This is a genomic window from Nodosilinea sp. FACHB-131 (assembly GCF_014695395.1).
Lineage (GTDB): Bacteria > Cyanobacteriota > Cyanobacteriia > Phormidesmidales > Phormidesmidaceae > Nodosilinea.
The window spans coordinates 86,579-111,244 of record NZ_JACJOF010000011.1 but is presented as its reverse complement, the minus strand read 5'-3'; the positions used below and the strand labels follow the sequence as shown (position 1 = coordinate 111,244).

22 protein-coding genes are annotated in these 24,666 nt (G+C 58.4%); 11 read left to right on the top strand and 11 right to left on the bottom strand.

Translation table 11 applies throughout. From position 1 onward, the window contains the following. The first annotated feature begins 40 nt into the window (after positions 1 to 40). Positions 41 to 1,612 (top strand): endo-1,4-beta-xylanase, encoded by a 1,572-nt coding sequence (locus H6F75_RS07060; RefSeq protein ID WP_190750585.1) that lies wholly within the window; start codon positions 41 to 43, stop codon positions 1,610 to 1,612. A 50-nt stretch (positions 1,613 to 1,662) separates the two neighbouring features. Here the strand turns inward: H6F75_RS07060 and H6F75_RS07055 are convergent, their stop codons facing one another. Beyond that, positions 1,663 to 3,324, bottom strand: a complete 1,662-nt coding sequence (locus H6F75_RS07055) for an FAD-binding domain-containing protein (RefSeq protein ID WP_190750583.1) — start codon at positions 3,322 to 3,324, stop codon at positions 1,663 to 1,665. A gap of 358 nt (positions 3,325 to 3,682) precedes the next feature. Here H6F75_RS07055 and H6F75_RS07050 point away from each other — a divergent pair, with 358 nt between their 5' ends. From H6F75_RS07050 to H6F75_RS07035, 4 genes are all read left to right on the top strand, one after another. Continuing rightward, complete coding sequence (locus H6F75_RS07050; RefSeq protein WP_190750581.1) at positions 3,683 to 4,243, top strand: hypothetical protein; 561 nt, start codon at positions 3,683 to 3,685, stop codon at positions 4,241 to 4,243. A 23-nt stretch (positions 4,244 to 4,266) separates the two neighbouring features. Beyond that, complete coding sequence (locus tag H6F75_RS07045; protein WP_190750578.1) at positions 4,267 to 6,102, top strand: DUF3352 domain-containing protein; 1,836 nt, start codon at positions 4,267 to 4,269, stop codon at positions 6,100 to 6,102. An 86-nt stretch (positions 6,103 to 6,188) separates the two neighbouring features. Further along, entirely contained in the window at positions 6,189 to 7,172 is a 984-nt protein-coding gene (gene ccsB, locus H6F75_RS07040) for a c-type cytochrome biogenesis protein CcsB (protein WP_190750577.1), read from the top strand. Between the two features lie 409 nt (positions 7,173 to 7,581). After that, entirely contained in the window at positions 7,582 to 9,390 is a 1,809-nt protein-coding gene (locus H6F75_RS07035) for a mechanosensitive ion channel family protein (RefSeq protein WP_190750575.1), read from the top strand. A gap of 102 nt (positions 9,391 to 9,492) precedes the next feature. Here H6F75_RS07035 and H6F75_RS07030 read toward each other — a convergent pair whose 3' ends face one another. From H6F75_RS07030 to H6F75_RS07020, 3 genes are all read right to left on the bottom strand, one after another. Further along, positions 9,493 to 10,056: a response regulator gene (locus tag H6F75_RS07030; RefSeq protein ID WP_190750573.1), complete on the bottom strand. Its 564-nt coding sequence runs from the start codon at positions 10,054 to 10,056 to the stop codon at positions 9,493 to 9,495. A gap of 232 nt (positions 10,057 to 10,288) precedes the next feature. After that, on the bottom strand, positions 10,289 to 12,190 hold the full coding sequence (locus H6F75_RS07025) for an ArsA family ATPase (protein WP_242019771.1): 1,902 nt from the start codon (positions 12,188 to 12,190) through the stop codon (positions 10,289 to 10,291). 197 nt (positions 12,191 to 12,387) lie between these two features. Then, positions 12,388 to 12,978 (bottom strand): DUF3105 domain-containing protein, encoded by a 591-nt coding sequence (locus tag H6F75_RS07020; protein WP_190750571.1) that lies wholly within the window; start codon positions 12,976 to 12,978, stop codon positions 12,388 to 12,390. A gap of 194 nt (positions 12,979 to 13,172) precedes the next feature. On the opposite strand from H6F75_RS07020, the gene H6F75_RS07015 reads away from it, so the two are divergent. From H6F75_RS07015 to glmU, 6 genes are all read left to right on the top strand, one after another. Then, positions 13,173 to 13,595, top strand: coding sequence for a heavy metal-responsive transcriptional regulator (locus H6F75_RS07015; protein ID WP_190750569.1), 423 nt, complete (start codon positions 13,173 to 13,175; stop codon positions 13,593 to 13,595). Positions 13,596 to 13,729: 134 nt separating this feature from the next. Further along, positions 13,730 to 14,818, top strand: coding sequence for a tRNA 2-thiouridine(34) synthase MnmA (gene mnmA, locus H6F75_RS07010; RefSeq protein WP_190750567.1), 1,089 nt, complete (start codon positions 13,730 to 13,732; stop codon positions 14,816 to 14,818). 36 nt (positions 14,819 to 14,854) lie between these two features. Continuing rightward, positions 14,855 to 15,142, top strand: a complete 288-nt coding sequence (locus H6F75_RS07005) for a DUF3288 family protein (RefSeq protein ID WP_190750566.1) — start codon at positions 14,855 to 14,857, stop codon at positions 15,140 to 15,142. Positions 15,143 to 15,159: 17 nt separating this feature from the next. Then, positions 15,160 to 16,740 (top strand): gamma-glutamyltransferase, encoded by a 1,581-nt coding sequence (gene ggt, locus H6F75_RS07000; RefSeq protein ID WP_190750564.1) that lies wholly within the window; start codon positions 15,160 to 15,162, stop codon positions 16,738 to 16,740. A 127-nt stretch (positions 16,741 to 16,867) separates the two neighbouring features. Then, positions 16,868 to 17,785, top strand: coding sequence for an FTR1 family protein (locus H6F75_RS06995; protein WP_190750638.1), 918 nt, complete (start codon positions 16,868 to 16,870; stop codon positions 17,783 to 17,785). Between the two features lie 164 nt (positions 17,786 to 17,949). Next, positions 17,950 to 19,323, top strand: coding sequence for a bifunctional UDP-N-acetylglucosamine diphosphorylase/glucosamine-1-phosphate N-acetyltransferase GlmU (gene glmU / locus H6F75_RS06990; RefSeq protein WP_190750562.1), 1,374 nt, complete (start codon positions 17,950 to 17,952; stop codon positions 19,321 to 19,323). Positions 19,324 to 19,452: 129 nt separating this feature from the next. Here glmU and H6F75_RS06985 read toward each other — a convergent pair whose 3' ends face one another. The 7 genes from H6F75_RS06985 to H6F75_RS06955 all read right to left on the bottom strand — a co-directional run bounded on the left by H6F75_RS06985 (position 19,453) and on the right by H6F75_RS06955 (position 24,284). Further along, positions 19,453 to 19,746, bottom strand: coding sequence for a hypothetical protein (locus H6F75_RS06985; RefSeq protein WP_190750560.1), 294 nt, complete (start codon positions 19,744 to 19,746; stop codon positions 19,453 to 19,455). A gap of 7 nt (positions 19,747 to 19,753) precedes the next feature. Then, positions 19,754 to 20,347 carry a DUF3177 family protein gene (locus H6F75_RS06980; protein WP_190750558.1) on the bottom strand — a complete coding sequence of 198 codons (594 nt, stop codon included), beginning with the start codon at positions 20,345 to 20,347 and terminating at the stop codon, positions 19,754 to 19,756. Between the two features lie 209 nt (positions 20,348 to 20,556). Then, positions 20,557 to 20,832 (bottom strand): AtpZ/AtpI family protein, encoded by a 276-nt coding sequence (locus H6F75_RS06975; RefSeq protein WP_190750556.1) that lies wholly within the window; start codon positions 20,830 to 20,832, stop codon positions 20,557 to 20,559. Positions 20,833 to 20,975: 143 nt separating this feature from the next. After that, entirely contained in the window at positions 20,976 to 21,326 is a 351-nt protein-coding gene (locus tag H6F75_RS06970; RefSeq protein ID WP_190750554.1) for a hypothetical protein, read from the bottom strand. Between the two features lie 102 nt (positions 21,327 to 21,428). Further along, positions 21,429 to 22,766 (bottom strand): MFS transporter, encoded by a 1,338-nt coding sequence (locus H6F75_RS06965; RefSeq protein ID WP_190750552.1) that lies wholly within the window; start codon positions 22,764 to 22,766, stop codon positions 21,429 to 21,431. Positions 22,767 to 22,866: 100 nt separating this feature from the next. Then, complete coding sequence (locus H6F75_RS06960) at positions 22,867 to 23,670, bottom strand: SDR family oxidoreductase (protein WP_190750550.1); 804 nt, start codon at positions 23,668 to 23,670, stop codon at positions 22,867 to 22,869. Between the two features lie 431 nt (positions 23,671 to 24,101). Continuing rightward, a complete protein-coding gene (locus tag H6F75_RS06955) occupies positions 24,102 to 24,284 on the bottom strand; it encodes a CsbD family protein (protein ID WP_190750548.1) in 183 nt (60 codons plus the stop codon). Positions 24,285 to 24,666 lie beyond the last annotated feature (382 nt).

The following is a 24,666-nucleotide window of genomic DNA, read 5'->3' as shown; positions in this document are numbered from 1 at the left end:
ACTAGGGAGAAAATATCGTCTACTACTTGGGAAGCACCCCATGAAACGTCGCCCCTTTTTGCGCTATACCACGACCACTGCCCTCACAGTTTCAGGTCTAGGCTATGTCTCAGGTGAACTTCTCGCTGGTCCACCGCCGCTCACCCTGCGCGCCTACCTGCCCAACAGTGATCCGCTACCCAAGTTTGAACTCAGCCGCCTCTACTTTCTAGGTCTAGACGACGAACCCATTCCCCACCCCGATCGCGCCGTAGAGGACGGCATTCTCACTACCCAGCCGCCAGCGGGCCGCTTCGCGATCGCCCTTCAGCTCCCCGTCGAGGGCTTTGGCGACATCACTCTCTACGCTGACAACCAGGGGCGCGGCTTTACACCAACGGATTTTCCGCTAGTGCTGAACGGGGCATTTGCGCGCGATCGCCTTTATCGAGTTAGCCAAGCGTGCGATCGCTGGCAGCGTCAGGGCTACGGTATTCCTGAGAGTGTGCGCGATCGTCTCCACCGCGCCCAGGCCTACCTCACCCAGACCAGCCAATCCCCCGACCTGCAAACCCAGATTCCGCTGTGGAACAACGCCCTGGTGGAAGGGCTATGGGCTGGAGAAGAAGCCGCCCTCAGCCGCGCCCGCCAGCGCATTGCCCGCACTCCACCGCGCCAGAATTTCAAACTGGGCTGCAATGCTTTTGCCCACCCCGGCTTGGGAGCGGAGTACGATCGCCACTTTGAGGCCCTTTTCACTACTGCCACAGTGCCCTTCTACTGGAAACCCTTTGAACCTGAGCAGGGCCAACCCACCTATACCGAAGTCGATACTCAGGTAGCATGGCTACGGCAGGCGGGCATTGCCCCCAAGGGTCACCCGCTCACCTGGTTCCACGAGGTCAGCGTGCCCGACTGGGTACGCCCACTGCCCTACGAGCAAGTTAAAGCAGCCTTGCATCAGCGCATCGTGGAGATCACGCGGCGGTACAGCAGCCAAATCCCCACCTACGACGTGATTAATGAAGGCCATATCGTCCCCTGGGGCAACGAGTTAGGCTACGACCAAGACCAATTTCTCGACCTCACCCGTATGGCCTGCGATGCGGCAAAGGAGGGCTACCCCGCCGTGCAGCGCGTCATTAATAGCTGCTGCCTATGGGCGCGCAACGTGGCGATTTACGGCCCGCCCCAGCGCAGCCCCTATCAGTACCTCCAAGCCTGTCTGGCCGCCGCCATCGACTTTGAGGTGATTGGTCTACAGCTCTATTATCCCGACCAGGATATGTTCGAAATCGATCGCATGCTCGATCGCTTCGTCGGCTTGGGCAAGCCCATCCACATCACCGAAATGGGCTGTTCTTCTAACACCGGCATCGATGAAATTTCGATCATGGGCGAGGCTGAAGGTATGTGGCACGCCCCTTGGAGCGAGCAGGTTCAGGCCGACTGGGTCGAGCAGATCTACACCCTGGGCTACAGCAAACCCGAAATCGAAGTGGTCTCCTGGTGGGATTTGTCAGACCAGGCTGTTTTCTGGCCCTTTGGCGGGCTGCTCAATCGCGAAAACCGGCCTAAAGCCGCCTACTATCGGCTCCAGGGGCTCAAAAAAGCCTGGGGTTTGCAGAGCTAGGGGCAAGACCTAAGCTCTGTCTAACTCACCTCAATACCGCCAGAATTTTGCTATTTGATATCCCCCAGCAACGTGAGCTGGCGAATGTTGGAGTCTGTGGCCAAAGCCTGCGGCTTTCGTCGCCGCGACTGCGGCGGCAGCACACTCACGTGGGCCACAAACCAGGTGCGTAGCGCCGCCGCTTGCGCGGCATCCAGGTCAGCCAACGGCAGCGCGGCGGGGAAGAGATGGGCGATCGCATCCTTAGCCCAAGCCACCTCACCCCCATAGACTTCAACGCCAAAGGGCGTCAGATCCTTTGGCATCTGCGCCAGGTGAGGCAGCAGGTTGCTAGCGTTGAGAAACTTGCCCCGCTGGGCTTCGAGCAGTTTGACCCGGCGCTGGCGAGCCGCTTTATAGTTCAAAATTGGGGCGGGGTAGCCCGAGAGAGTCGGCGGACTACCGAGCTGGGCGGGGGGCACATCCACCAGCTCCGGCACCCAGCGCTTGATGAACTCGCCCTCGGGGTCGCAGCGATCGACCGCCACCTGGCCAGGGTTGTAAATGCGCGTCCAGGTTTTGTCGATGCAGTGAGTCACCCCCGACTGCATCGCCCACTGGTAATGGTCGATGGGGCAGTCGCCGTCTATTAAGTGGCGCATAAAGTGCAGCGCCCCGTAGCGCCAGTCGATGCCGCCCAGGTTGCTGAGAAAGCTGGCATAGATGGCGCGGGTGCGAAAGTTCAGCGCTAAATACCCCCCCGTGGCCTGCAGGCAGCGAGCGGCGGCATCCACAATTGGGAAGCCGGTGTGGCCAGTCTGCCAGGCCTGGTAGAGATCGGGATCAAAGGCCCAGCCATCCTCGTCAAAAGTGCGGTAGAGCGATCGCAGCTCTAGCTGCGGCAGATACCGAAACCGCTGGGTAAACCCGTTGCCCCACCGCAGCCGCGAGATTAATTGTTGATGGCTGCGGCGGAGCCGGCTGTCGCCAAAATCAGGCGCGCTGCGAATGGTCTGCACGCATTCTCGCACCGAGATCACGCCAAACTTGATGTGGGGGCTAAGGCCCGTAGTGGCCTCGGCACTGGGGTACGACAGCTGCCAGTAGTAGCGATCGGCCTTGTCGGTCAAAAAGCTTTGCAGCAGGGCACGGGCAGCGGCGGTGCTGGCGAGGGGAATAGGCTTTTCGTCAGCCCGATGGCCTAAGGCATCCAGAGCAGGTAATGGATCGCTAGGGATCTCGGGCGGTACGAGCACTTGTTGGGGCGTGGGCACCAGGGGTTGGCCCATCTCCCGATGCCACAGCTCACGATACTGGGGGTAAGGGATGAGTTCGGCGGCGCTGGCCGTGGGCTCAAACCAGCGGATTTTCATTCCCTGCTGGGCGAGGGCCTGGTTGAGGCGGGCATCGCGCACCCGACCATAGATACGCTCAACATCGGTGTGGGCATAGATGCCGTCAGCGCCGGTTTCCTTGACCAAATCGGGCAAGACCTGAACTGGATCGCCCGATCGCACAATTAGCCGTCCACCCAGAGCTTGCAGGTCTGCATCCAAAGCGTGCAGGGCGGCCAGCAAAAACGCCACCCGAGCCGAGCCGGTTTCAGGATGGTGCAGCAGGGCGCGATCGAACACAAACACCGGCACCACTAGCCCCCGTCCGGCCGCCCGCAGCAGCGGCTCATGGTCAGAAATGCGCAGGTCGCGGCGGAACCAGACGATGGTTCTGTTCATAGCGTTTCGGCTTTAGCCTCAGTAGCCCCTAGGGAAACACAAAAAAACAAGACAGCACTTCTCAAACCGTAACAAAAAACAATTGGCCTACCTGATTGCCAAATAGTATTCTTGTACTATACTTGAGTCTATCAATTTCCCACCCTCTTCGCTGCCACCTAGGCCCCGTTTCGGGGCTATACCCCTCGGCGGCCAATCACCTTTAGCCCCAGGTGACCCTGAGTGCAGAACACCTGTGCTCAAGGACCCCGTGCTAGTTCTTTGTTTCAAGCAAGCTCGCAAAGCCAGAGTAAAGACTTTGGCTGCCCAGCATTGGGCACTTCCTTATCTCAAACGGTAAATAGCAAAGGTCAACGCCATGGTTCAACGTTCTTCTTACCCTGTGTCGGCCCACTATCAGCCACCCCAGCCCCAGCCGGTGCATCCTCGCCCGGTGAACCATCAGGCGATGCCGCCGCGATCGGTGCGGCCTCAGCCTGGCCCTTATGCCTACGCGTCCCGACCGCGACGGACTGCCCATAGAGCCTTCTCAGACCGTCCTCAGCCCCGCCAGGTGCTGATGGCGGGAGGCATGGCGGGGGGCTCAATGCTCGCTTTAGCAGCGCTGCTGATTTCACCCAACCCCGATCAGGGCAAGGTGCAGGAGGCCGAGGCTTTTACCTGCATTCGGCAAGAGCAGCCCAAGGCGCTAGTCTCGCGCGACCAAATTAAAAAGCTCTTAGAAACCGAGCTGCAAGCGCCCAAGGCCACGGTGCAGGAGTTTCTTCAGGTGCCCTACTGCGTTCTATCGCCGGGCAAAACCGAGGCGGGGCTGCCCGCAGAGCGCGAGGCCTACCCCCTGGAGTTTGACCCGCAAACCTGGTTGGTGGTGCTCTACGAGGGCGATCGCTACGCCGGATACGACTTTCGCTTTCGCTAGGGCGCGCCGCAACCCGTGGTCCGTTGGCGAAGTTCTTTGCTAGAGTGGCAGGGCAAATTGGCCAGGCTCCCATCGTGTTGCATTCTAAGCTGCTGCAGAAAAAGCCTCCGCTGCTGTTGCCCATAGGCGCAGCTCTCCTCTTTATTGGCGGCGGCGCGCTGACCTTTTGGGCCACCTCCCGGCACGGGCAACTAGCCAAAACATTGCCCGCTGGGGCTAACGCCATTCCGGCCGATGCCCTGGCGGTGGTGGCCCTGAGCAGCGATGAAGCTCAGTGGCGACGACTGCGGCAGTTTGGTACCGAGACCACCCAGGCCCAGTTTGACCAGCAGCTAGTGCAGTGGCGCGATCGCCTGCTGGGCGAGCAAGACCTCAACTTTGCCCGCGATATTCAGCCCTGGGTTGGCCCCGAGATTACCCTGGCGGTGCTGCCCGTTGAGACCGGCTCGAGCGACTTGCCCCCATCGCTGCCCGCTCCTGAACTGGCCCTGGCCTCAAACCTGCTGGTGGTCATCCCCATTGCCGATGCCAACCGCGCCCAAAACGACCTGGGCGAGCGGCTGGGAAATGCTGAGGCAGTAGAAGAGCCCTACCGTGGCGTGACGCTACAGCAGCTCAACGGCGAGGCAGACACTCCTCTCTACGCTGCCGTGCTCGACGCCGAGACGGCGGTGCTCAGTCCCCAGTTGCCCCTGCTGAAGCGGGCAATCGATACCTATCGGGGGGGCGAGTCGCTGGTTACCCGCCCTGGGGTGGGCAAAGCCTTTGAGCAACTTACCGAAACTCGGCCTCTAGCCCGCTTTTATGTGGATGTGCCAGCCCTGTCTCAAACCGTAGCTGCGGCGGCCGACCCACCCATTGCCCCTGAGCGGCTGCGGGCGTTTCAGACCCCGCGGGGTCTGGTAGGGGCGATCGCGCTGCAAAGCCGCGGCGTCGGTCTTCAGGGCATTAGCTGGCTAGAACCCGGCCCCCAGGCCTTGGCCACCGGCAACAAGGCCGACCAAATGCCCCAGCGGCTGCCCACGGGCACTCTGGTAGCGGTGTCTGGGGGCGATTTTCAACAGTTTTGGGAAGACTTTGAGGCTGGCGAGCAGCTCTCGGCCCTGCTGCCGTTGCGGGCCAACGATTTAGCTCTGGGGCTGCAAACCGCCACTGGCCTAAGTTTGAAAGAAAACCTGCTGCCCTGGATGGCTGGAGAATTTGCTCTAGGGGTGCTCAACCCACCTCCACCAGCTGGGGATGGCAGTGCCCCACCGCTGCCGAACCCGGCCCTGGTGCTGATGGTCAAAACCAACGATCGCGAGGCCGCCACTGCCACCTTTGAACAGCTCGACGCCGTGATGGAGAGCCGCTACCGCTTTGCGATCGAGACCACGGAGCTAGGCGGCGTGCCCGTCACCCGCTGGACCTCGCCCTTCGACTCATTGGTGATGGCCCACGGCTGGCTCGACGGCGATATTGCGTTCTTGACTGTGGGGCAGGGCATTGCCGAGCAGGTGGCCCCAACCCCTAACCGCAGCCTGGGCGAAAACGACCTCTTCCAGACCACTACCGGCAACGCACCGCGCCCCAACAACGGCCACTTTTTTATTAACTTAGAGACTCTCACCGGGGTGGAAAACAACCTGCTGCTGCCGCCCCTGCCCCAGGATGGGCTGCTGAGTTCTGAAGCCATTGAGGCGATTGGGGTAACGGCGACGGTGCTCAGCGATCGCCAGGTGCGCTACGACATAACGGCGGCGCTCAAGCGAGGCGATCGCCCGGGCCCCCTCCCCGGCGGAGACGAGCCCCAAGCCACTCCTACTCCAGAAGCCACCCCCGAGGCCGCTCCCGATACCGCTCCTTCCACGCCCCAATAACTCTCACCGCCGCCTCGACAATTCAACCCGCAAAAGTCGGTCCGAAAAATCGGTACGATAGGAAAGACTCCTCATGGCTACCGAACATGGATCTGATTGCGCTCCAGGGTTGGCTTGACAATGCATCCTTTGCGGTGCTGTTTGCGGCAATGCTGCTCTACTGGTGCGGCGTAGCCTTTCCCAAGGCCACCGTTCTGCCATCGTTGGGCACTGCCGCCATGGCCGTGGGTAACCTCACCGTCGCCGCTCTGCTCGGGGCCCGGTGGATCGAGGGGGGATACTTCCCCATGAGCAACCTCTACGAATCGCTATTTGCCTTGACCTGGGGCATTACCGCTATGCACCTGGTGGCCGAGCGCATGAGCCGCAGCTCTCTGGTGGGGGCCGTCACTGCTCCCATTGCCATGGCGATCGCCGCCTTTGCCACTCTGACCCTGCCCGACACCATGCAGGGCTCAGAGCCGCTAGTACCTGCCCTCAAGTCGAACTGGCTGATGATGCACGTCAGCGTGATGCTGCTGAGCTATGCGGCGCTGCTGGTAGGAGCGCTGTTGGCGATCGCATTCCTCCTCGTCACCCGAGGCCAGGCAGTAGAGCTCAAAGGCAGCTCCGTAGGCACCGGCGGCTTTCGCAACGTTAAGCTGCGTCGGGCTGAGGATGCCGCTGAAGCATCTACGGTGATGACCATGTCCACTGGGGGCGCAGCGGTGCTCGAAAAACCCGCCACCGTCACCCTTTCACCCCAGCGGTTGACCTTGGCCGACACCCTCGACAACATCAGCTACCGCATGATTGGCCTGGGCTTTCCGTTGCTCACCATCGGCATCATTGCCGGGGCAGTATGGGCCAATGAAGCCTGGGGCTCCTACTGGAGCTGGGACCCTAAAGAAACCTGGGCACTAATTACCTGGCTGGTGTTCGCCGCCTACCTCCACGCCCGCATCACCAAGGGCTGGCAGGGACGTCGGCCAGCGATTCTCGCTGCCACAGGGTTTGTGGTGGTGTGGGTGTGCTATCTGGGGGTAAACATTCTCGGCAAAGGGCTGCACAGCTACGGCTGGTTTTTCTAGCTCCTGGCCTTGAGGGCGGGGTAAACACCCTTTGCTCCTAATAACGTGATGTTCAAACTGGGGTAACGACTCCGCTTGACTACGGCTGTTTTTTTAGCCTGTTGCCTGTGCTGCCCTGGCGGCATAGGCGATAGGTATTGGTTGCCCAAGTTTGGAGGCTCCGAAGAGTCTAGCCCTCTCAAAATATCTCCAAAGGCGTATTTTGATGTGAGTCGGGAACAATCGTACCGGCGTTGGGCAATGCCGTCAGGGGGCTAATCTGAGCGAATTGGATCCTGATGTGACAGTGGGAAAAACAGGGTTACGTTTGACGCAGTTGTAGACTAGGCTGTGCAACTGAGGTTGTCAGGATGCTAAAACAACCCAGGGGTAACCCTGCCCCGCCCTATTGTTGCGATCGCGTTCTTCTATGCCCAGACCCACACCCAAACCGACGACTAGGTCTAGCCGTCCCCAACGGTGGATGCAGCTGCTGCTAGCGCTGCTGGGACTGTTACTCACCCTAGGCTGGGGCCTGTCCCCAGCCGTGGCCCAGATCTCCAACCCCTTCGGCGGCAACAGCACCCTTCCCCCAGCTGGGGTAGAGCGCATTGGCCTGCTTGAGACCACCGTCGTTGCCCTCGATGGCACCCCCTTATTCGACATTGCCTCCCCTGCGGTATTTAACCGCAACGAAGCGGGCGCGGAGGTGCCCGTTGAGGTGCGCGCGCGGCAGATCGAGACCAATCTCAACCAGGTGGTCAACCGCACCCTGGAGATGATGTATGACGATAACGCCGTCGATAGCTCAGCCATTGATGTCAGCATTGAAACCATTAGCGGCCAGCCGGTGCTATTTGCAAATGGAGCAGGCCTGATCGAGCCGAGAGTACTGCTCACCATTACCGACACCGATGCTCAGTACAACGGCGTGTCGCAACTCGACTTGGCCGAACGCTGGCAGGCTGTGCTGCGCGCCTCGCTGCGGCAGGCAGTCGACAGTCGCCTGCCCGAAGCTCGCCGACGGCAAATTCGCCGCACCCTCTGGATTTTGCTAGCCAGCCTGCTGCTAACCCTTGTGCTAACTGCCATTTGGCGAGTGCTGGGCAGGCGCAAAAGTGAGCTAGAGCAAAAGCAAACGGCCCAAAACAATCTCCCCATTTCCCCCGGAGCCGATGTCCCCGAGCAGCAGCTCTTGCAGGTGTTTAGCTACCAGCTCACCCTGGCCCAGCGGCTTCAGGTCGTAGCCTTCTTGCGCTGGCTCATGTTTTGGGGCATTGCCTTCGTGTGGGTTACGGGCATCGCCAGCGGGCTCTACATTTTTCCGCAAACCCGCAGCTATGCCTTTGGGCTGTTCTCAATTCCGGTGCTGCTGCTGCTGACCTGGTTTTTCACCGGGTTGCTCAACCGACTGGCCAATCTGGCCATTGAGCGAGTAGCCCAGGCCTGGAGCAAAAACGAACTGGGCGATTTGGACGACATTCAGCGCAAATCGATGCGCATTTCGACCATTATCGGTGCCCTCAAAGGACTCAAGACAGCCGTCATTTACGCCCTAGCTACCCTGCTAGTGCTACAGACTCTGAGAATTGCTCCAGCGTCGCTGCTGGCCTTTGGAGCAATTTCTGCCCTGGCCATTTCCTTTGCGGCCCAGAATTTGGTTAAAGACCTAGTCAACGGCTTCTTAATCTTGCTGGAAGATCAGTACGCCATTGGCGATCTGGTCACTACCGGCACCACCACCGGCATTGTGGAAAATCTCAACCTGCGCATTACCCAAATTCGCGGCGAAGATGGCCGTTTGGTCACCTTGCCCAACAGCCTCATTGCCCAGGTCGAAAACCTCAGTCGCAGCTGGTCGCGGGCCAATATTCTCATTGATGTGGCTTACGGTACCAACGTTGATGAAGCCCTATGGGTCTTACATGAAACCGCCCAGATTATGGCCAGTGACCCCGAGTGGCGCTACGCCATTCTCAACCCAGTCGAAATGCTGGGGGTTGAGAGCATGACCCACGCAGGCCTCACCCTTTTGATTTGGATTCGCACCCGACCCCTCAAGCAGTTTTTGGTGGCACGTGAGTTTCGCCGCCGCTTGCGCATCGCCTTTGATAAGGCGGGCATTGCCATCGGGGTACCCCAGCAGGCGTTTACGGAGCTGCCTAACGGCGCAGAACACCACAACCACAATGGTGATGGCGCCCACACCGCAAAAAGCGGGGCTATTGAACCCCGCTAATAGTTTATGAGCCTAAAAGTTTGCTGAGCTTAGGGTGCAGTACCCATTCCGATGGGCGGCGGCAGCACAATGCCTGTTGTATTGCCGCCGCTCCAAATTGCTCTACTTCAGCTTTTGTTTGATATAGGCCAGCATTTTGCCTAGCTGGCCTTTGAGCTGGGCCACCTCGCCTTGCAGCTGGGTCACCTGGGCCTGGAGAGCCTGGAATTCGGCGGCACTCACATCGCCACCACCGGATGACGCCGCAGTACCTGCTGAGGCGGGGGCTGTCATTGGGGTACGACGTGGCTTGCGGGCCTTGACCATCGACGCTTTGATGGCTTCGATTAGTTCTTTTTGCTCAAAGGGTTTTTGAATAAACTCGAAGTACTCGAAGGGCTCGGTAATTTTTTCGGTAACTTCTTCTTTGCGGCCCGACATCAGCACCAGGGGAATATTCTGAAGGTCTGGGTTCGCCTGAATTTCTTGGAAGACTTCCCAGCCGCTCATACGGGGCAGCAAGAAGTCGAGCATGATCAGGTTGGGGCGTTGGCTGCGAATGGCATCCATGCCTTCTACACCATCTTGGGCTTCAATGACTTCAAAATTGCCCTGGGGAAGCATGTCGCGCACCCGCATGCGAATCACCCGGCTATCATCGATGACCAAAATCCTATGATTTGCCACAGTTGATTCCTCTCGCGGTGTCGAAGGCCATGGTAGGCGGTGCCATTAAGTATAGTTCAGGTTTCCGGAAAGTCTGTGCTGGGGCCGAAGAATATAGCGACAGCTAAGTGTGGGTTTCAAATACCCTGCTACCGCCCCGCCCAATTTAGCCCAGAACTGGCTTTAGTATGCCCTGCTGAACCTCAAAACTGACAGGTGCGGCCCTAGAAATACTGGGCTAAAGTTGGCTGTCCTAAGCCTGGGGCGACTCTGGAGCGAGCAGCAGATAGGCGGCCTGCTTCACCTGGTCAAAAGCGCTAGGGCAGGGCACCAGCGCCGGGAGCCGCACCACACACTGGTGGGGAAACAGCTCAGCCGGTAAATCGCTGCCAGCTTGGTAGCGGTTGTGGACGATATAGCGCTGGGCAATGCCGCGATCGCCCAGGGTGTGGTTTAGCCGACTGGCCTCAGCCAAAATCGCCGACTGGTTTTGCACCACGCCTATAAACTCGGTGTGCTGGGGGTCTTTGAGCTTGTCTTGGGCGGCCAGCACCCGCTGCCGCAGGGTACGCAGGCGGCCCATAAACTCCACCCGGCCCACCACATCTTTGTACTTAATCCAAAGCTTAAAGATCCATCCCAGCCAGTCGCCCAGGGCGGTGGGCATCTCTAGAAACCGCAGCAGATGACCAGTGGGGGCAGTGTCGAGCACAATCAGCTGCTGCTCATTGCGCTCCAGCAAATCCATGACAGTGATTAGCGAGAGCATTTCGTCAATGCCGGGCAAAGCCTGGGCGACGATCTGCCGCCAGGCGGCGGGGCCGTAAGCCATCTGAATGCCGCTGGCAATGTCGCCATCGCCCGCCATCATGTCGGCCAGTTCCCACAGATAGTCAGTGCGAAACTGGTCGAGCACCATGTCGGCGCTGACCTCCTGGGCTTGGAGGTTAGGCCGCAGCAGGGTGGGTTCGTGGCTCAGGGGCTGGCCAAAGGCGTCGCCCAAGGAGTGGGCCGGGTCGATGGACATGACTCGCAGGTTGGCCTCGGGATGGCGCTCGGCCAGCCCCCAGCTCAGGGCTGCCGACACGGTGGTTTTGCCTACGCCGCCCTTGCCACCAACCACAATCAGCCGCCGTCCCGCCGCTACCAAGTCTTCTACGCTAGGGGAAATTGGCTGTGGCCATGCGAGTACTGGAGATTGTCCGACGACAGGATCAGCTACGGTCTGCTCCGGAGTCAGGGGCTTAACCTGAAGCATGAGGGTATCGAGGGCAACGCCGCCCAGTGGTTCCTGAGTTTGGGCAGGCACCCACAGCACCGGGTGCCCCTGGGCGATCGTCTCAAATTGAGCTAGCACCCGGCGGTGGGTATCGTCAATATGACCAGACTCCTGAAGCACGCGGTTGATCACTAGGCCCCCCAGGGGGACTCCCAATCGCCCTAGGGCAGTGATGAAGCGATCGCTCTCGGCCAGGCTCATCGGTTCGGGAATGCCCACCACCCAGCAGGCCGCACGATCGCGGTCTTGAATCAGCGCTCGGCCCTGCTCTAGATCGTGGCGCATGTCGGCGATGAACTGGTCGGCGCGATCGGGGGTATAGCGACCCGCCAAAGTTTCGGTCAGGGTGCGGTGCTTTTGCTGAAACTGCCCCAGCGCCTCCAGCAGGGTGTCGAGAAAATCCATCAGGGCAAACAGGCTGAGGGTATGGCCGCTGGGGGCCATATCGACGACGACGCGATCGGCTTCGCGATCGCGCAGAATTCGCTGAATTTCTAGCAGGGCCATCAGCTCATCGAGGCCGGGCCAGCCCATATCCCACACCGGGCTGAGATCATCGCCCTCCACAAAACTGCCCCGCTCAACCAGTAGCTCCAGCACGGTGCCGTAGTCAGCCCGAAACTGCTCTAGCAGTGCCGCCGCATCCAGGGCACGCACCTGCACGTTTGCCAAATCGGGCAGGGGGGTGGGCGTGTTGTCGACGGCAAGCTGCAGCACATCCCCGAGAGAATGGGCCGGGTCGGTGGAGAGCAGCAGCACCGTTTCGTTGGGGTGCTGTTGAGCTAGCTGCCGCGCAAACCCACAGGAAAGGGTGGTTTTGCCCACGCCGCCCTTGCCGCTAACCATAAACAATTGATGGGGCGATGATGTCAGCATTAGCCAACCTTACAGAGTGCTGAGCCTAGGGTGCCCAGCGCGATCTGCCAACGCTGGCTACGGCATGAAACTTAAGGACATGGCTCGGGGCAAATCTCCCTGAGGAGGGCAAACAACCGTTTGGCCCCTACTGTGACGACCGCTCGGGGCGAGGGGTTCTCGGTGCGAAATTCCCTCCTCTTGACCCATTCCCCGACCTACCGCACCGGGTTCTCAGGGCCGCGTCCGCGATAAGTGTCGATAAAGGTGGCAGCGGCTTCTGGCTCAAATTCCGGCAAAATCAGCTTCTTCGTCCAGGCGGTGAGCACGACTTCTTTTCCTAAACCGGCCTTGGGCACCACCACAAGCCCATCCCAGAGGCCTGGAAATTCGCTGGCCCAGGCCGTGAGCGTGTCCATCGCGGCCTGACCAGGCTGGTCAACATAAATCACGATGTTGCCGTGCTCGATGGAATGCACCAGCTGCTCTAGCCGCTGTTCCTGGGTATAAACTCCGGGCAGTACGGGATTGGGGTCGTGGGGGCCAGAGGTGGGGAAGTCGCTGTCGTAGTTGACTGCCTGACCAGGGCTAACGTGGGCCTGCCCTTGGTCGGGGAAGGTTTCGATCGCCGCCATCGCCGCTTCGCCAACGCTGGTGTTGGGCTCAAAGGCCACAGTTTGTGGGCGGTTGCGGTACCACAGACCGCCAAGCAGGGCGACCATGAGCGCTGCTATCCCCAAAGGCCCGAGAATCAACGACAGCGTTTTAGAAGAGGTCTGGCGGCGCTTAGATCGTGCAGTCCGAGTCATATTCCTTGGCAAAACTATCAACATAGGTCTTGTTGACCAGTGTAGCGGCGGCAAGCTGTGGGTGGGCTAGAAGTTGCGGTTACCGGTCGCACAATTAGCCGCTTTCGCTAGGAAAAGCGATCGGCGAGAGAATGCCTTGACCCTCCAGGAAACTGGAGAGTTTAGGATAGGGATGTCGATATCGAAGGCTCACTATGACTGTGGCAACCCGACTAAAAATTGGCGATGTCGCTAAACAAACCGGTATTGCAGTGGGGGCACTGCGCTATTACGAAAGTCTGGGCATATTGCACTCTGAGCGCGGTGATAACGGCTATCGCTACTATTCGCCCACAGCGGTACACCAAGTGCAGTTCATTAAAAAGGCTCAGGCATTGGGCTTTTCCCTAGAAGATGTGGGGGATGTGCTCAACGTTCACCAGCGGGGAGATGTGCCCTGTGGGTTTGTGCAATCGCTGCTGCAAGACAAAATTCAGCAGCTAGAAGACCAGATTCAGCAGATGACGGCGTTTAAAGCCGATTTAGAGGACTATCGCGATCGCTGGGCAGAGTCGCAGCCCCACCCGCAACCTGGAGATATTTGCCCGCTGATTGAAACCGTGCCGCTGACGGTTTAGCCCCAGCTACGCCAACCTCTCTGTAGGGCTAAAGGCCGTGAGCTAGAATGGGAGGCTAGATTGAAATTTTGCCCTACAAGGTGAAATTTCCACCCGTGAACTCTCACTAGCGGTTTAGGCGCAGAATTTTGGCCATGGAAAGGATTGTAGTCGGGCTCTCCGGCGGCGTAGATAGCTCTGTAGCGGCGGCCACCCTGCACCAGCAGGGGTACGACGTGGTAGGTCTCACCCTGTGGCTGATGAAGGGCAAGGGTCAGTGCTGCTCTGAGGGCATGGTCGATGCGGCCAAACTCTGCGAAGACCTGGGCATTGAGTACCACGTGGTGGACAGCCGCGAGGTGTTTGAGCGCGAAATCATTAACTATTTAGTAGAAGGCTACGGCAGCGGCATTACGCCCCTGCCCTGCTCGCAGTGCAACCGGGCGGTCAAGTTTGGGCCGATGTTGCAGTACGCCAAGGAGGAGCTGGGGTGCGATCGCATTGCCACAGGCCACTACGCCCGCATCACCCAAAATGCTGAAACGGGACGCTATGAGCTGCGCCGCGCCGTCGATCCGGCCAAAGATCAGTCCTACTTTCTCTACGACCTCACCCAGGATTTACTGGCCGCCTGCGACTTTCCCCTCGGCCACCAAACCAAGACCGAAACCCGTCGTATGGCCGCTGAGTTGGGCCTGCACACCGCCGCCAAACCCGACAGCCAAGACCTCTGCCTGATCGAGCACCACGGCTCGATGCAAACCTTTTTGGATAAATACCTGGCTCCCAAGCCCGGCGACATTGTCGACACCGAAGGCCGTATTCTCGGTCAGCATACGGGCATTCACCACTACACTATTGGCCAGCGCAAAGGCTTGGGCATTGCTGCCGCCAACCCGCTCTACGTGGTGGGCTTTGACATGGGCAAAAACCATGTAATTGTGGCCGATCGCAGCGATGCCCACCTGCCCGACTGCACCGTGCAGCGGGTGAACTGGGTCTCGATCGCCGCTCCCGAAGAACCGATGAAGGTCTCTGTACAAATTCGCTATCGCAGCGAAGCGGTGGGGGCCACGCTGGTGCCCCTGCCGAGTGGGGATGGCACGGGCGCTCGCGTTCGTATTGTCTTTGACGAGCCTCAGTTTGGTGTTACCCCTGGCCAGGCAGCGGTGTGGTACGACGGCGATCGGGTGCTTGGCGGCGGCCTGATTGAGGCCGCTGTCCCTGAGCTGTCTACCCCGTGACCGAAGCCAGCCTTCTTAGCCACTAAACGGCCCACTATGTCTGATATCACTAAAGACCAGCAACATCCTCAGTACAAGACTGATCGCCAGGTGGTAAACCAGCTTTTGGCTGGAGAAGCCAACGATTTCAACCTCGTCGAGCTAGCCCGGCTGATGACTCGCTATGAGGGGTTCCCTGGGGCTCGCGACATTCAAACCGACCTTAAAAAAGCTCTTACCCGCTGGCAACTCACCGAGGCCGAGCTATTTGAGAAAACCCGCGCCATCCATCAGCAGGGCGAAGTCTACAAGGGGTTAGGCCGAGGCCGCGAAGACTGGAGCTAAGGCTATACTAGCCAGCTATGAGTAGTCTTAAGCCTAACCGGGGCGCGATCGCGGCGGGCCACGCCCTTACCGCCGAAGCTGGGGCAGAGATGCTGCGCCAGGGCGGCAATGCCTTTGATGCCGCGATCGCCGCTGCCTTCACCGCCTGCGTGGTGGAATCATCGTTGACCTCCCTGGCAGGGGGCGGCTTTCTGCTAGCCCATACGGCGGCGGGCGACAACCGGCTGTTCGACTTTTTTTGCCAGACGCCCCGGTCGCAGAAAACTGAGCGATCGCCCGATTTCTACCCCATCCACGCTAACTTTGGCGATACCACCCAGGAGTTTCACATTGGACTAGGGTCGATGGCGGTGCCTGGGGCGATCGCAGGGCTACTCCATGTCCATCAAAAGCTAGGGCGACTGCCGCTAGAGAAAATTGTCGCTCCAGCTCAGCATTGGGCTACTCACGGCTTTGAGGTCGATGCCTTTCGCGCCTACAGCTTTAAGATCCTAGCGCCTATTCTCACGGCTACCGCTGCTGCCAGGGCAATCTATGCGCCGCAGGGCGACTTGCTAACCCAGGGCGATCGCCTCTATCTGCCCGACTTCGCTGCCTTTCTGCACGACCTGGTGCGCTACGGAGCCGACTGGTTTTATCAGGGCGATTTGGCTCATGCGATTGCCCAAGACTGCCAGAGCCACGGCGGCTACTTGAGCCTGGAGGATCTGCAAACCTACCGCGTGATCGAGCGCGACCCCTTGAGCGTAGCTTACGGCGGCGACACGATTCTGACTAACCCGCCCCCCAGTTCTGGCGGTACGCTGATCGCCTTTGCGCTGCACCTGTTGTCACAGGTGTCGCCCGCCTGCACTCCCCACAGCAGCCCCCGCCACGTGGCCATTTTGCGAGACGTCATGGGCCTGACCAACCTGGCTCGCCAGCGGGGCTACGACGACCACCTCTACCGCCCCGATATTGCTGAAGAGTTTCTTAGCCCGGCCCACTTGGCCCCCTATCTAGAACAGCTCCGGGCCACCCTCAGCCAGCGCGGCAATCGGTGGGGCAGCACCACCCACATTAGCGCGATCGATGGTGAGGGCAACGCCGCCAGCCTCACCACCTCCAACGGCGAAGGCTCAGCCTGCATCATCCCCGGCACCGGCATCATGATGAACAATATGCTGGGCGAAGAAGACCTCAGCCCTCAGGGCTTTCACCAATGGCCACCTAATCAGCGCATGTCGTCGATGATGGCCCCCACCATAGTGCTCAAAGACGGCAAACCCCATATCGTGCTGGGCTCGGGTGGGTCTAACCGGATTCGCACCGCGATTTTGCAGGTAGTGTCGAACGTACTCGACTTTGGCATGGATATTGAAGCCGCCGTCAGCGCGCCCCGCCTCCATTGGGAACGAGGGGCACTACATTTAGAGCCGGGCTACGAACAGGCGGCGATCGCTGCCCAAGGCATTACCGGCGATGACGTTTGCACCTGGTGGCAGGCTCCCAGCATGTTTTTTGGCGGCGTCCATGCCGTAGCGGTTGACCCCGATGGCACTCTCTCAGGGATAGGCGACGGTCGTCGGGGGGGAGCCTGGGTCGTGGTCGATAGTTAGGGCCAACGCATTTCCAACCACGAATGCCAACCTCGTGCCGCTGGCCCAGCCCAGATTCACGGCAAAGGGTGAGGTTGTTTGACACAATACCAATAGCCCCATAACCAAACCCAGCATGGCCCTAAGCATGGATTTCACCGCTGCCCTGCCCACGTTTTTTATCACTCTGCGCGAAGGGGTAGAAGCGGCCCTGGTCGTCGGCATTGTGCTGGCCTGCCTGGCCAAGGCCAACCGCCAAAGCCTCAACCCCTGGGCCTATGCGGGCATCGCTGCCGGGCTGGCCGGTAGCGTCATGCTCGGCATTGCGCTGGGGCTGGGGCTTCAGCAGATTCAGCAGGTGCTGCCCAGTCTGCAAACGGTGATCAAGCCGCTGTTGAATGTGCTGTTTGGGGCGATCGCCATCATCATGCTGAGCTGGATGCTGCTGTGGATGACCCGTCAGGCCCGCAGTCTCAAAGGCGAAATTGAAGGCACCGTGCGATCGGCCCTCGACGAGGCCCAAACCGCTGGTTGGAGCGTCTTTAGCCTGGTCTGCATCGCCGTGCTGCGCGAGGGGTTTGAAACCGTGCTGTTTATCTTCACCAATGTCGAAACCAGTGTGTCTGCCGTCGCGGGGGCTGTGGGTGGACTGCTCGGTGCCGTGCTCATCGGCCTGGCGCTCTTTCGCTGGGGTCTGCGCATCAACCTCAAGCGCTTCTTTCAGGTGATGGGGGTACTCCTCCTCCTGATCGTCGGCGGCCTGGTGGTATCAGTCTTTAAGAATCTAGATGCAGCCCTAGCCGCCATCAGCCAAATCAACCCCGCCGCCGATCTCTGCTTCGCCCAAAGCTCCTGCATCCTCGGCCCACTGGTCTGGGATGGCAGCAGCATCCTACCCGAGCGCCAATTCCCCGGCATCGTCCTCAAAACCCTGCTCGGCTACCGCGATCATTTATATCTACTTCAGATCATCGCCTACCTGGGCTTTTTAGCCCTTGTCGGCAGCCGCTACTTCCGCAGCCTCAACCCCTCCCCCCCCCCAACCACCCCATCCCCCACCCCCTAACCCAAACCCATCAGGCTACCCCCCCACCTCCCCCACCTTCCTTATCCCCCTTACCCCTCACTCACCCACCCATCCACCCATCCACTCACCCACCCATTTACCCTTCACCCCCTCCCCAAACCGCGATATACTCCTTCGAGCCATCCCCACTAAGGACATCACCCATGGTCGCTGTCGCCATTCTTGCCGCCGGGCGCGGCACCCGCATGAAATCGAGCCTGCCCAAGGTGCTGCACTCGGTGGGCGGCAAATCAATGGTCGAACGCGTGCTGGATGGGCTAGCCGACCTCAACCCTAGCCACACCATCATCGTCGTCGGCTTTGGTCAAGACCAGGTCAAAACCGCCCTGGCCCACGTCCCCGGCCTCACCTTTGTGGAACAGACCGAACAGCTCGGCACCGGCCATGCCGTGCAGCAGGTGATCCCTCACCTAGAAGGGTTTGATGGCGATCTGCTGGTGCTCAATGGCGATGTGCCGCTGCTGCGGCCTGAGACTATTCAAACCCTGGTCAAGACCCACCGGGATAAGGGCAACGCCGCCACCCTGCTCACGGCTCAGTTCACCGACCCGACGGGCTACGGGCGGGTGTTTTGCACCGAGCAAAACCTGATTACCGAAATTGTCGAGCACCGCGACTGTAGCCCCGCCCAGCGCCAAAACCCGCGTATTAATGCCGGGGTCTACTGCTTTAACTGGGCTCAGCTAATGACCGTGCTACCCCACCTCAGCGCCGACAACGACCAGCAGGAGTATTACCTTACCGACGTCGTCAAGGACTTAACCCCAGCCATGGCGGTAGATGTGGAAGACTGCCAAGAGATTTTTGGCATCAACAGCCGCAAGCAGCTCGCCGAGGCCTACGCCATTCTACAAGACCGCATCAAAGACTACTGGATGGCAGCGGGAGTCACCTTGATCGACCCCGACAGCACTACCATTGACACTACAGTCCAGCTCGAACCCGACGTGATCATCGAGCCCCAGACCCATCTACGAGGCAAAACCGTAGTGGGCACCGGCAGTCGCATCGGCCCCGGCAGCTTAATTGAAAATAGCCAGATTGGAACCAACGCCACTGTGGCCTTTTCGGTAGTCAGCGACAGCAGCGTGGGCAGCGGCGTGCGGGTTGGTCCCTACGCCCACCTGCGGGGTGAGGCGGTAGTGGGCGACGGCTGTCGCATCGGCAACTTTGTGGAAATCAAGAAATCGACCTTAGGGGCGGGCACCAACGTAGCTCACCTGTCATACCTGGGCGATGCCACCCTGGGCAATAAGGTAAATGTGGGAGCAGGGACGATTACGGCAAATTACGACGGCTACAAGAAGCACCCGACTGTGATTGGCGATCGCACCAAAACCGGCAGCAACAGCGTCCTCGTTGCCCCCGTTACCATTGGCAACGACGTCACCATCGCCGCCGGGTCAGTAGTGCGCAAGGATGCTCCCGACAACTGCCTCGTCGTCTCCCGCGCCCCGCAAAAAAACCACGAAGGGTGGCAGCCCAAGCATCTGCGGGAAGGGAAGACAGAAGAGTAAGAGGGTATAGGATGCAAGGTGTAGGGTTTAAGGTGGAAGGCGCAGAGCTTGGCTCCTAATCCTTATACCCTGCACCCTAAACCTCATATCCTCTTCCCCCTGTACCCTTGCCTTTCCCTCAAACAACCCCTAAACCCCGGCCGCTTCTAACAGCGGCAGCACGTCAGTCCAGGCTAACCCCCGGTGCAGGTATTGAGGGGTAGCAGGATTGTAGGGGCCAGCCATGATATCGATGGTCTTGATAACGGCATTTCCAGGTAGTACGGGCACGTCGGGGTCGGCGGCGGTAGGGTGCATCAGTGAGCTAGAGAAGCCGCGAAAAATCAGCACCTCGTCGGCTTCGCCCTCAACAACGGCCTGCACCAGCAGCACTAGCTGGGGGCGCCTGAGGGTAAATTGCTCTAGCCGAAAACCGGGGATCATGGCGGGTTTAGTTGATCGCTTGACGACCCTGCTTGCCCAGGCGCACAAACACAAACCAGGCCAGCGACGCCATGTAGATGATCAGCCCCAAAATGCCAAAGAACCCTAGGAAGCCGTTGGTATAGCCAGCGTGGAAATATTCTTTGTAGAGCAAGGGTGGCTCTAGCCAGGTTTGGCAATCGACCGCGCCAAAGCGGGCGTTGGAGAAGGCACAGGGCAAAAAGCCGAGCAAAATCGCCCCACCAATGATGTTGAAGAGGGTAATGGCCCAGCGCCAGGCACTAAAGAGAAGCTTGAGCAGCGAGTCGGGCTGCTCGCGAATTTCTTCGTTGAGGTCTACCCAAAACCACAGCCCCACCGGAATCAGAATGCGCGCCATCAACCCCGCGAGGAAGCTGATATTGAAGCCGCCAATCATCAGATAGACGGTGATCATCAGCAGGCTGGCCACCCTCCAGTAGATGGTAAGCAGGTGCTGAATGGATTCGTTTTTTTGCACAAAGGCCCAAATCAGCAGCACTAGGGGCAAAAATACGGTGAACAAAACCGCCAGTCGATAGTCCGTCCAGACTAGGGCGCGCAGCAGCGAGGATTCTAACATAGGGGCGCAGTAGCAATACAGTCCATCGATTCAGCTGCCGTTCTGAAAGAGGCATCGGCCACGCCTCGATCGCCGATCGTTCAGACGAGCCATTTTGACCTAGAGCCTACCAAGGACAAACACGACAGCTGGCTGGTTCAGCAATATGCCAAACCAGCCTATAGAGTAACATTTGCCCTACCCCTTTCTGGCGAGGGCAAGACTCATTCCTAGGGCCGCGTAGAGGAAACATCAGCCTCGGGTGCAGGGCGTTTCATCCACATCCAAAGGTTGATCAGCCCTGCAGTTAGGCCCAGGAGGGCCGCTGCGATCGCCCAGGAAATTTCCCCTTGTAGCTGCCTGTCGACAATGCTACCGAGAATGTATCCTCCTAACGGCAGCCCTAAAAGCGACAGCGAAACCCGTGTCACAAAAGCAGACATGCTGCTGTTTTGAGCCCTCACTGACAGGTCAGAGGGGTTGGGCTGACGGGCATTGTTTTTCATGGTCAAACGAAGCCAAAGTAGACAGTGGTAGCCAGCCAAGCTAAAGGTGACCGGTTAGATAGACTGAGGGTTTAAGGTTCACGGGCAGACCTTGAACCCTAAACCCAAGCCTCTGAGGCCGTCACCAAGCGCCTGCTCAAACCTTAGCGCCAGGTGCGATTGCCGTCTTCGTCAATGCGAGCTTGACGAATAACGTCGGAAATTTCCTCTGCATCTTTGATGTGGTGCAGCGCTTTCTGGCCTTCTTCTGGGTCGTCGACGACGAAGTAGGTAGGTACTACAATGCGATCGCCGGTAATGTCAGCCGTATCAACTGCTACCTGCTTCGATTTCTCTTCAAGGGTCTTTTCCTCAGTGACGTAGTCACCGGGGTTGAGCACCAGATCTCCTTTGTCCATAGCCTCTTTCATGGCCGCCCGCTGCTCTGGGGAAACTTCCTCGGGGGTGAGGGGCTGGCTGATTGGCTTACGCTCTTCAGAATTCTGATTATCCATGGACTCTACCTCTTTGAGTAGCGTTTGCATGAGCATAAACTAATGCTTTTGGGGTACTCGCTACATCGCTCAAAGGAGGCAGGTCCAAGTCTCTCGTTGTAGCTATTTTGTCGCTGGGGCTAGGGCGCCAACCGCTTCGTTTCCACCCGTTCTAGCGGGTTCTGTCACTCGCAGCATCAGCAGAGCCGCTAGACCTAGCAAGATGCCCCCTAAGGCCAAAGCCCAAAGGCGATTGTCTTGCAGCAGGGTCTTCATCACCCAACCAAATCCTAGGGACATGGCGATCTGAGGCAGGGTAATAAAGCCATTAAAAATTCCCATATAGACCCCGCTTTGGCCCTCTGCCAGGTCATCCATCAGCAGCGAGTAGGGAATGGCTAGGATGCTGGCCCAGGCGATACCCAGTCCGACCATCGAGAGCAAAACCGGGTAGCGGCTGTGTACCAGCAGGAGCGACAGCAGCCCTACAGACCCAGCCATCAGGCAGCAGGCGTGCACCGTCACCCGACCCCAGCGCTGGCTCAGGGAGGGGATTACCCACGACACCCCTAGGCAGACCAGGTTGTAGAAGGCTGTACAAAGGCCAGCCCATTCCACGTTGTGGGAGTAGCTAGTTAGGGAGCGATCGGGGGTGGCCAAAACATTGAGGGCGATCGCATTGGGCAAGTACAAAAAAATGCAGTAGATACCAGCCCAGCTCAGGGCTTGCACCATCCCTAGCTGCCGCATCATCGGCGGCAGTTCTGCCATCGCCTGGGCGATCGCCCCTAGCATCGGCAAGCGATTGCCCTCCTCTTCATCTTCATGGAAAAGCGCCACCTGGGGAGCGGGTTCATCCACGGCCCAGAAGGTGACCAGGGTGCCGACTAAACAGAACGCTGCCCCCACCCAGTAGGCCGCCCGAATTACGTCTGGAATGCCCATGTGGGAGACCGGTTCTAGCCGAAACACATGCTCCAAAATCCAGGGCAGCCCTGCCGCGCAGATGGTGCCAAGACCAATGCAAAACCCTTGGAGCGAGTAGCCCAGGGTGCGATGGGCCGGAGACAGCAAGTCGCCCACAAAGGGGCGACTTGGGGCAACGCTGACGTTAAGGGCTAGCTGTAGTACCCAATAGAGCGCTACCGCCTGCACCAAACTGGTAGCCATAGGCATTGCCAGCAGCATCGCCGCCCCAATCACAGCCCCGCCCAGGAAGTAGGGCTGCCGTCTGCCCCAGCGGCTGACGGTGCGATCGCTCAGTTCTCCGACAATGGGTTGGGCCAATAGCCCCATCAGCGGTGCCCCTAGCCACAGCAGGGGCAGCTGGCTGGCCTCGGCCCCCAAGCTCTCAAAAACAGCGCTAGCGTGGGCAGTTTGCAAACCGTTGCCAATCTGCACCCCCCAAAAGCCTAAATTCATCGTAATTAGCAGACGCAGACTGGGGGGTTCGAGATCCATGGCGATCGCGCGGGGTTATGAGCTAAATCTCGTTTATCCTGCTAGGGGTGTAGCCCTGAACACATCTTTCACAAGACGCATTTCGACCAAGGCAAGCTCTCTACAGCCCTACGCCAGCTACCGAGCCTCCATCTACCCGATAGTTGGCTCCCACCACAAAGCTTGACTGCTGAGAGCAGAGGAAGGCAATTACCGCCGCGACCTCTTCAGCTTTGCCCCGGCGCTTCAGCTCCAGGTGAGGCCGCTCTTCATCGAGAAAGGTAGCGATCGCCTGATTAACAGTAGTGCCCATTTTTTCAGCCCGCTGCTCCATCATGGCGTCGGTCATTGGGGTAGCGATAAAGGCCGGAGCCACCGAGTTCACCAGCACACCATCTTGGGCGTAGGCCTTCGACAGGTTCTTAGCAAAATTTAGTACCCCAGCTTTAGAGGCGCAGTAGGGCATTTCGTCGACGTAGGGCTGCACCGCATCTTCTGAGGCTACCAGCACCACTCGCCCCCAGCCTGCCTCTCGCATCGCCGGAATAAACGTGCGGCATACACGCACAGCTCCCATCAAATTGATGTCGAGTGCCTGCTGCCAATCGTCATCGCCAATGTCTAAAAAGTCACCCGTGGCCCCAGTAATGCCCGCGCAATTAACCAAAATATCGACCTGACCAAACCGGCTCAAAATTTCTTTTTGAGCCGCTTCAACGTCGGCCAGACTGCGTAGATCGGCCTGCACCGCCAAGGCCTCACCAATGGCGCTGACTTCATCTACTGTGTTTTGGAGCTGTGTCGTTGTCTTGTCAACCAGGGCAACTTTTACCCCTTCACTAGCTAACAGCTTAGCGGTAGCGCGGCCAATGCCAGAATCTCCGCCAGTAATAACAGCCACTTTGTCTTTAATGCCAAGCTCCATTGATATCTCCTTAGCTCATTTATAAATTTTTATAAACTTTATAATTTTTAACTCTCAGAATAAATCTGTCTATTAATAGAGTTCAGGCTAGAGAGCAGTGCCCATCGAAAGGTCGTCACAAGAGTTTTGACTCTGTTGCGAGAAAATTACAGTCTCTCAATTTTTTCTTTCAAGCAAGTGCTTAAGTCTAAGTACTGGGAGCAGAAAAATTGGCAGACGATTAAATTTGATACCGATCCCTTCCTAAACAGCCCTTAAAAAGAAGCTTAATGCTGTGGTTCTATAGTTTGCGCACTCTATGCAAATGAACTGAAGGAGGTCAAACAAATTGGTCGGCTCAAAAACATTTAAACCCCAAGAATCTGATCAAAAAAGGGAGAGCAGTTTTAGTGCTCTCCCTTCTATGGCTTACAGCAGATTGTCAGACGATATTAGTCAATAACTTTCTTGACTTGATCTTTGACATCTTCTTTGGCGTGCTGAACGCTGGATTCGCCCTGCTTGGACTTACCTTTCGCTTCGTCGGAGGTATTCCCGGTTACTTTGCCGGCCGCTTCCTGCGCTTTACCTTGAATGTTCTTGCCGGTAGCTTCGGCTCTATCTTGAATACTCATTGGTTATTCCTCTACTTTTTTGATTTTCACTTTGTACAGTCTAAAAACACGGTTTATAGGTACCATCCGTCAAGAGGAACACTTTACTTCGGCGGCACTCTATCACGGTGCTATTGAAGAGATGCTGCAATCTAGTCAAACAGATTTAGACAACTGAGCAGAGGCTAAAGCCTTTGCCCATGGGTCGCAAGAACTTTATTTTTTAGCAGTGCCGGACTGGGCTATGGGGCGATCGCTCCCTCCAAAGGTTGACCAACCATCAGCCATACCTCAGACCTAGACAGGATTACGCCCACATATTATCCCCCCAAAGAATTACGCAGTGGGATAGATGCTTTATTAGGACTAATAGAGTTTGATGTAAGCCTAGAGGCTGTATTCG

Bases quoted from the DNA above. Each gene is read 5' to 3' on its own strand.
- mnmA (WP_190750567.1), top strand. From the start codon at position 13,730: ATGGAAAGGATTGTAGTCGGGCTCTCCGGCGGCGTAGATAGCTCTGTA.
- H6F75_RS07035 (WP_190750575.1), top strand. From the start codon at position 7,582: ATGCCCAGACCCACACCCAAACCGACGACTAGGTCTAGCCGTCCCCAA.
- H6F75_RS07015 (WP_190750569.1), top strand. From the start codon at position 13,173: ATGACTGTGGCAACCCGACTAAAAATTGGCGATGTCGCTAAACAAACC.
- H6F75_RS07020 (WP_190750571.1), bottom strand. From the start codon at position 12,978: ATGACTCGGACTGCACGATCTAAGCGCCGCCAGACCTCTTCTAAAACG.
- H6F75_RS06995 (WP_190750638.1), top strand. From the start codon at position 16,868: ATGGATTTCACCGCTGCCCTGCCCACGTTTTTTATCACTCTGCGCGAA.
- ggt (WP_190750564.1), top strand. From the start codon at position 15,160: ATGAGTAGTCTTAAGCCTAACCGGGGCGCGATCGCGGCGGGCCACGCC.
- H6F75_RS07060 (WP_190750585.1), top strand. From the start codon at position 41: ATGAAACGTCGCCCCTTTTTGCGCTATACCACGACCACTGCCCTCACA.
- H6F75_RS06960 (WP_190750550.1), bottom strand. From the start codon at position 23,670: ATGGAGCTTGGCATTAAAGACAAAGTGGCTGTTATTACTGGCGGAGAT.
- H6F75_RS07025 (WP_242019771.1), bottom strand. From the start codon at position 12,190: ATGCTGACATCATCGCCCCATCAATTGTTTATGGTTAGCGGCAAGGGC.
- H6F75_RS07055 (WP_190750583.1), bottom strand. From the start codon at position 3,324: ATGAACAGAACCATCGTCTGGTTCCGCCGCGACCTGCGCATTTCTGAC.
- H6F75_RS06980 (WP_190750558.1), bottom strand. From the start codon at position 20,347: ATGTTAGAATCCTCGCTGCTGCGCGCCCTAGTCTGGACGGACTATCGA.
- H6F75_RS07050 (WP_190750581.1), top strand. From the start codon at position 3,683: ATGGTTCAACGTTCTTCTTACCCTGTGTCGGCCCACTATCAGCCACCC.
- H6F75_RS06955 (WP_190750548.1), bottom strand. From the start codon at position 24,284: ATGAGTATTCAAGATAGAGCCGAAGCTACCGGCAAGAACATTCAAGGT.
- H6F75_RS06985 (WP_190750560.1), bottom strand. From the start codon at position 19,746: ATGATCCCCGGTTTTCGGCTAGAGCAATTTACCCTCAGGCGCCCCCAG.
- glmU (WP_190750562.1), top strand. From the start codon at position 17,950: ATGGTCGCTGTCGCCATTCTTGCCGCCGGGCGCGGCACCCGCATGAAA.
- H6F75_RS07005 (WP_190750566.1), top strand. From the start codon at position 14,855: ATGTCTGATATCACTAAAGACCAGCAACATCCTCAGTACAAGACTGAT.
- H6F75_RS06975 (WP_190750556.1), bottom strand. From the start codon at position 20,832: ATGAAAAACAATGCCCGTCAGCCCAACCCCTCTGACCTGTCAGTGAGG.
- H6F75_RS06965 (WP_190750552.1), bottom strand. From the start codon at position 22,766: ATGGATCTCGAACCCCCCAGTCTGCGTCTGCTAATTACGATGAATTTA.
- H6F75_RS06970 (WP_190750554.1), bottom strand. From the start codon at position 21,326: ATGGATAATCAGAATTCTGAAGAGCGTAAGCCAATCAGCCAGCCCCTC.
- ccsB (WP_190750577.1), top strand. From the start codon at position 6,189: ATGGATCTGATTGCGCTCCAGGGTTGGCTTGACAATGCATCCTTTGCG.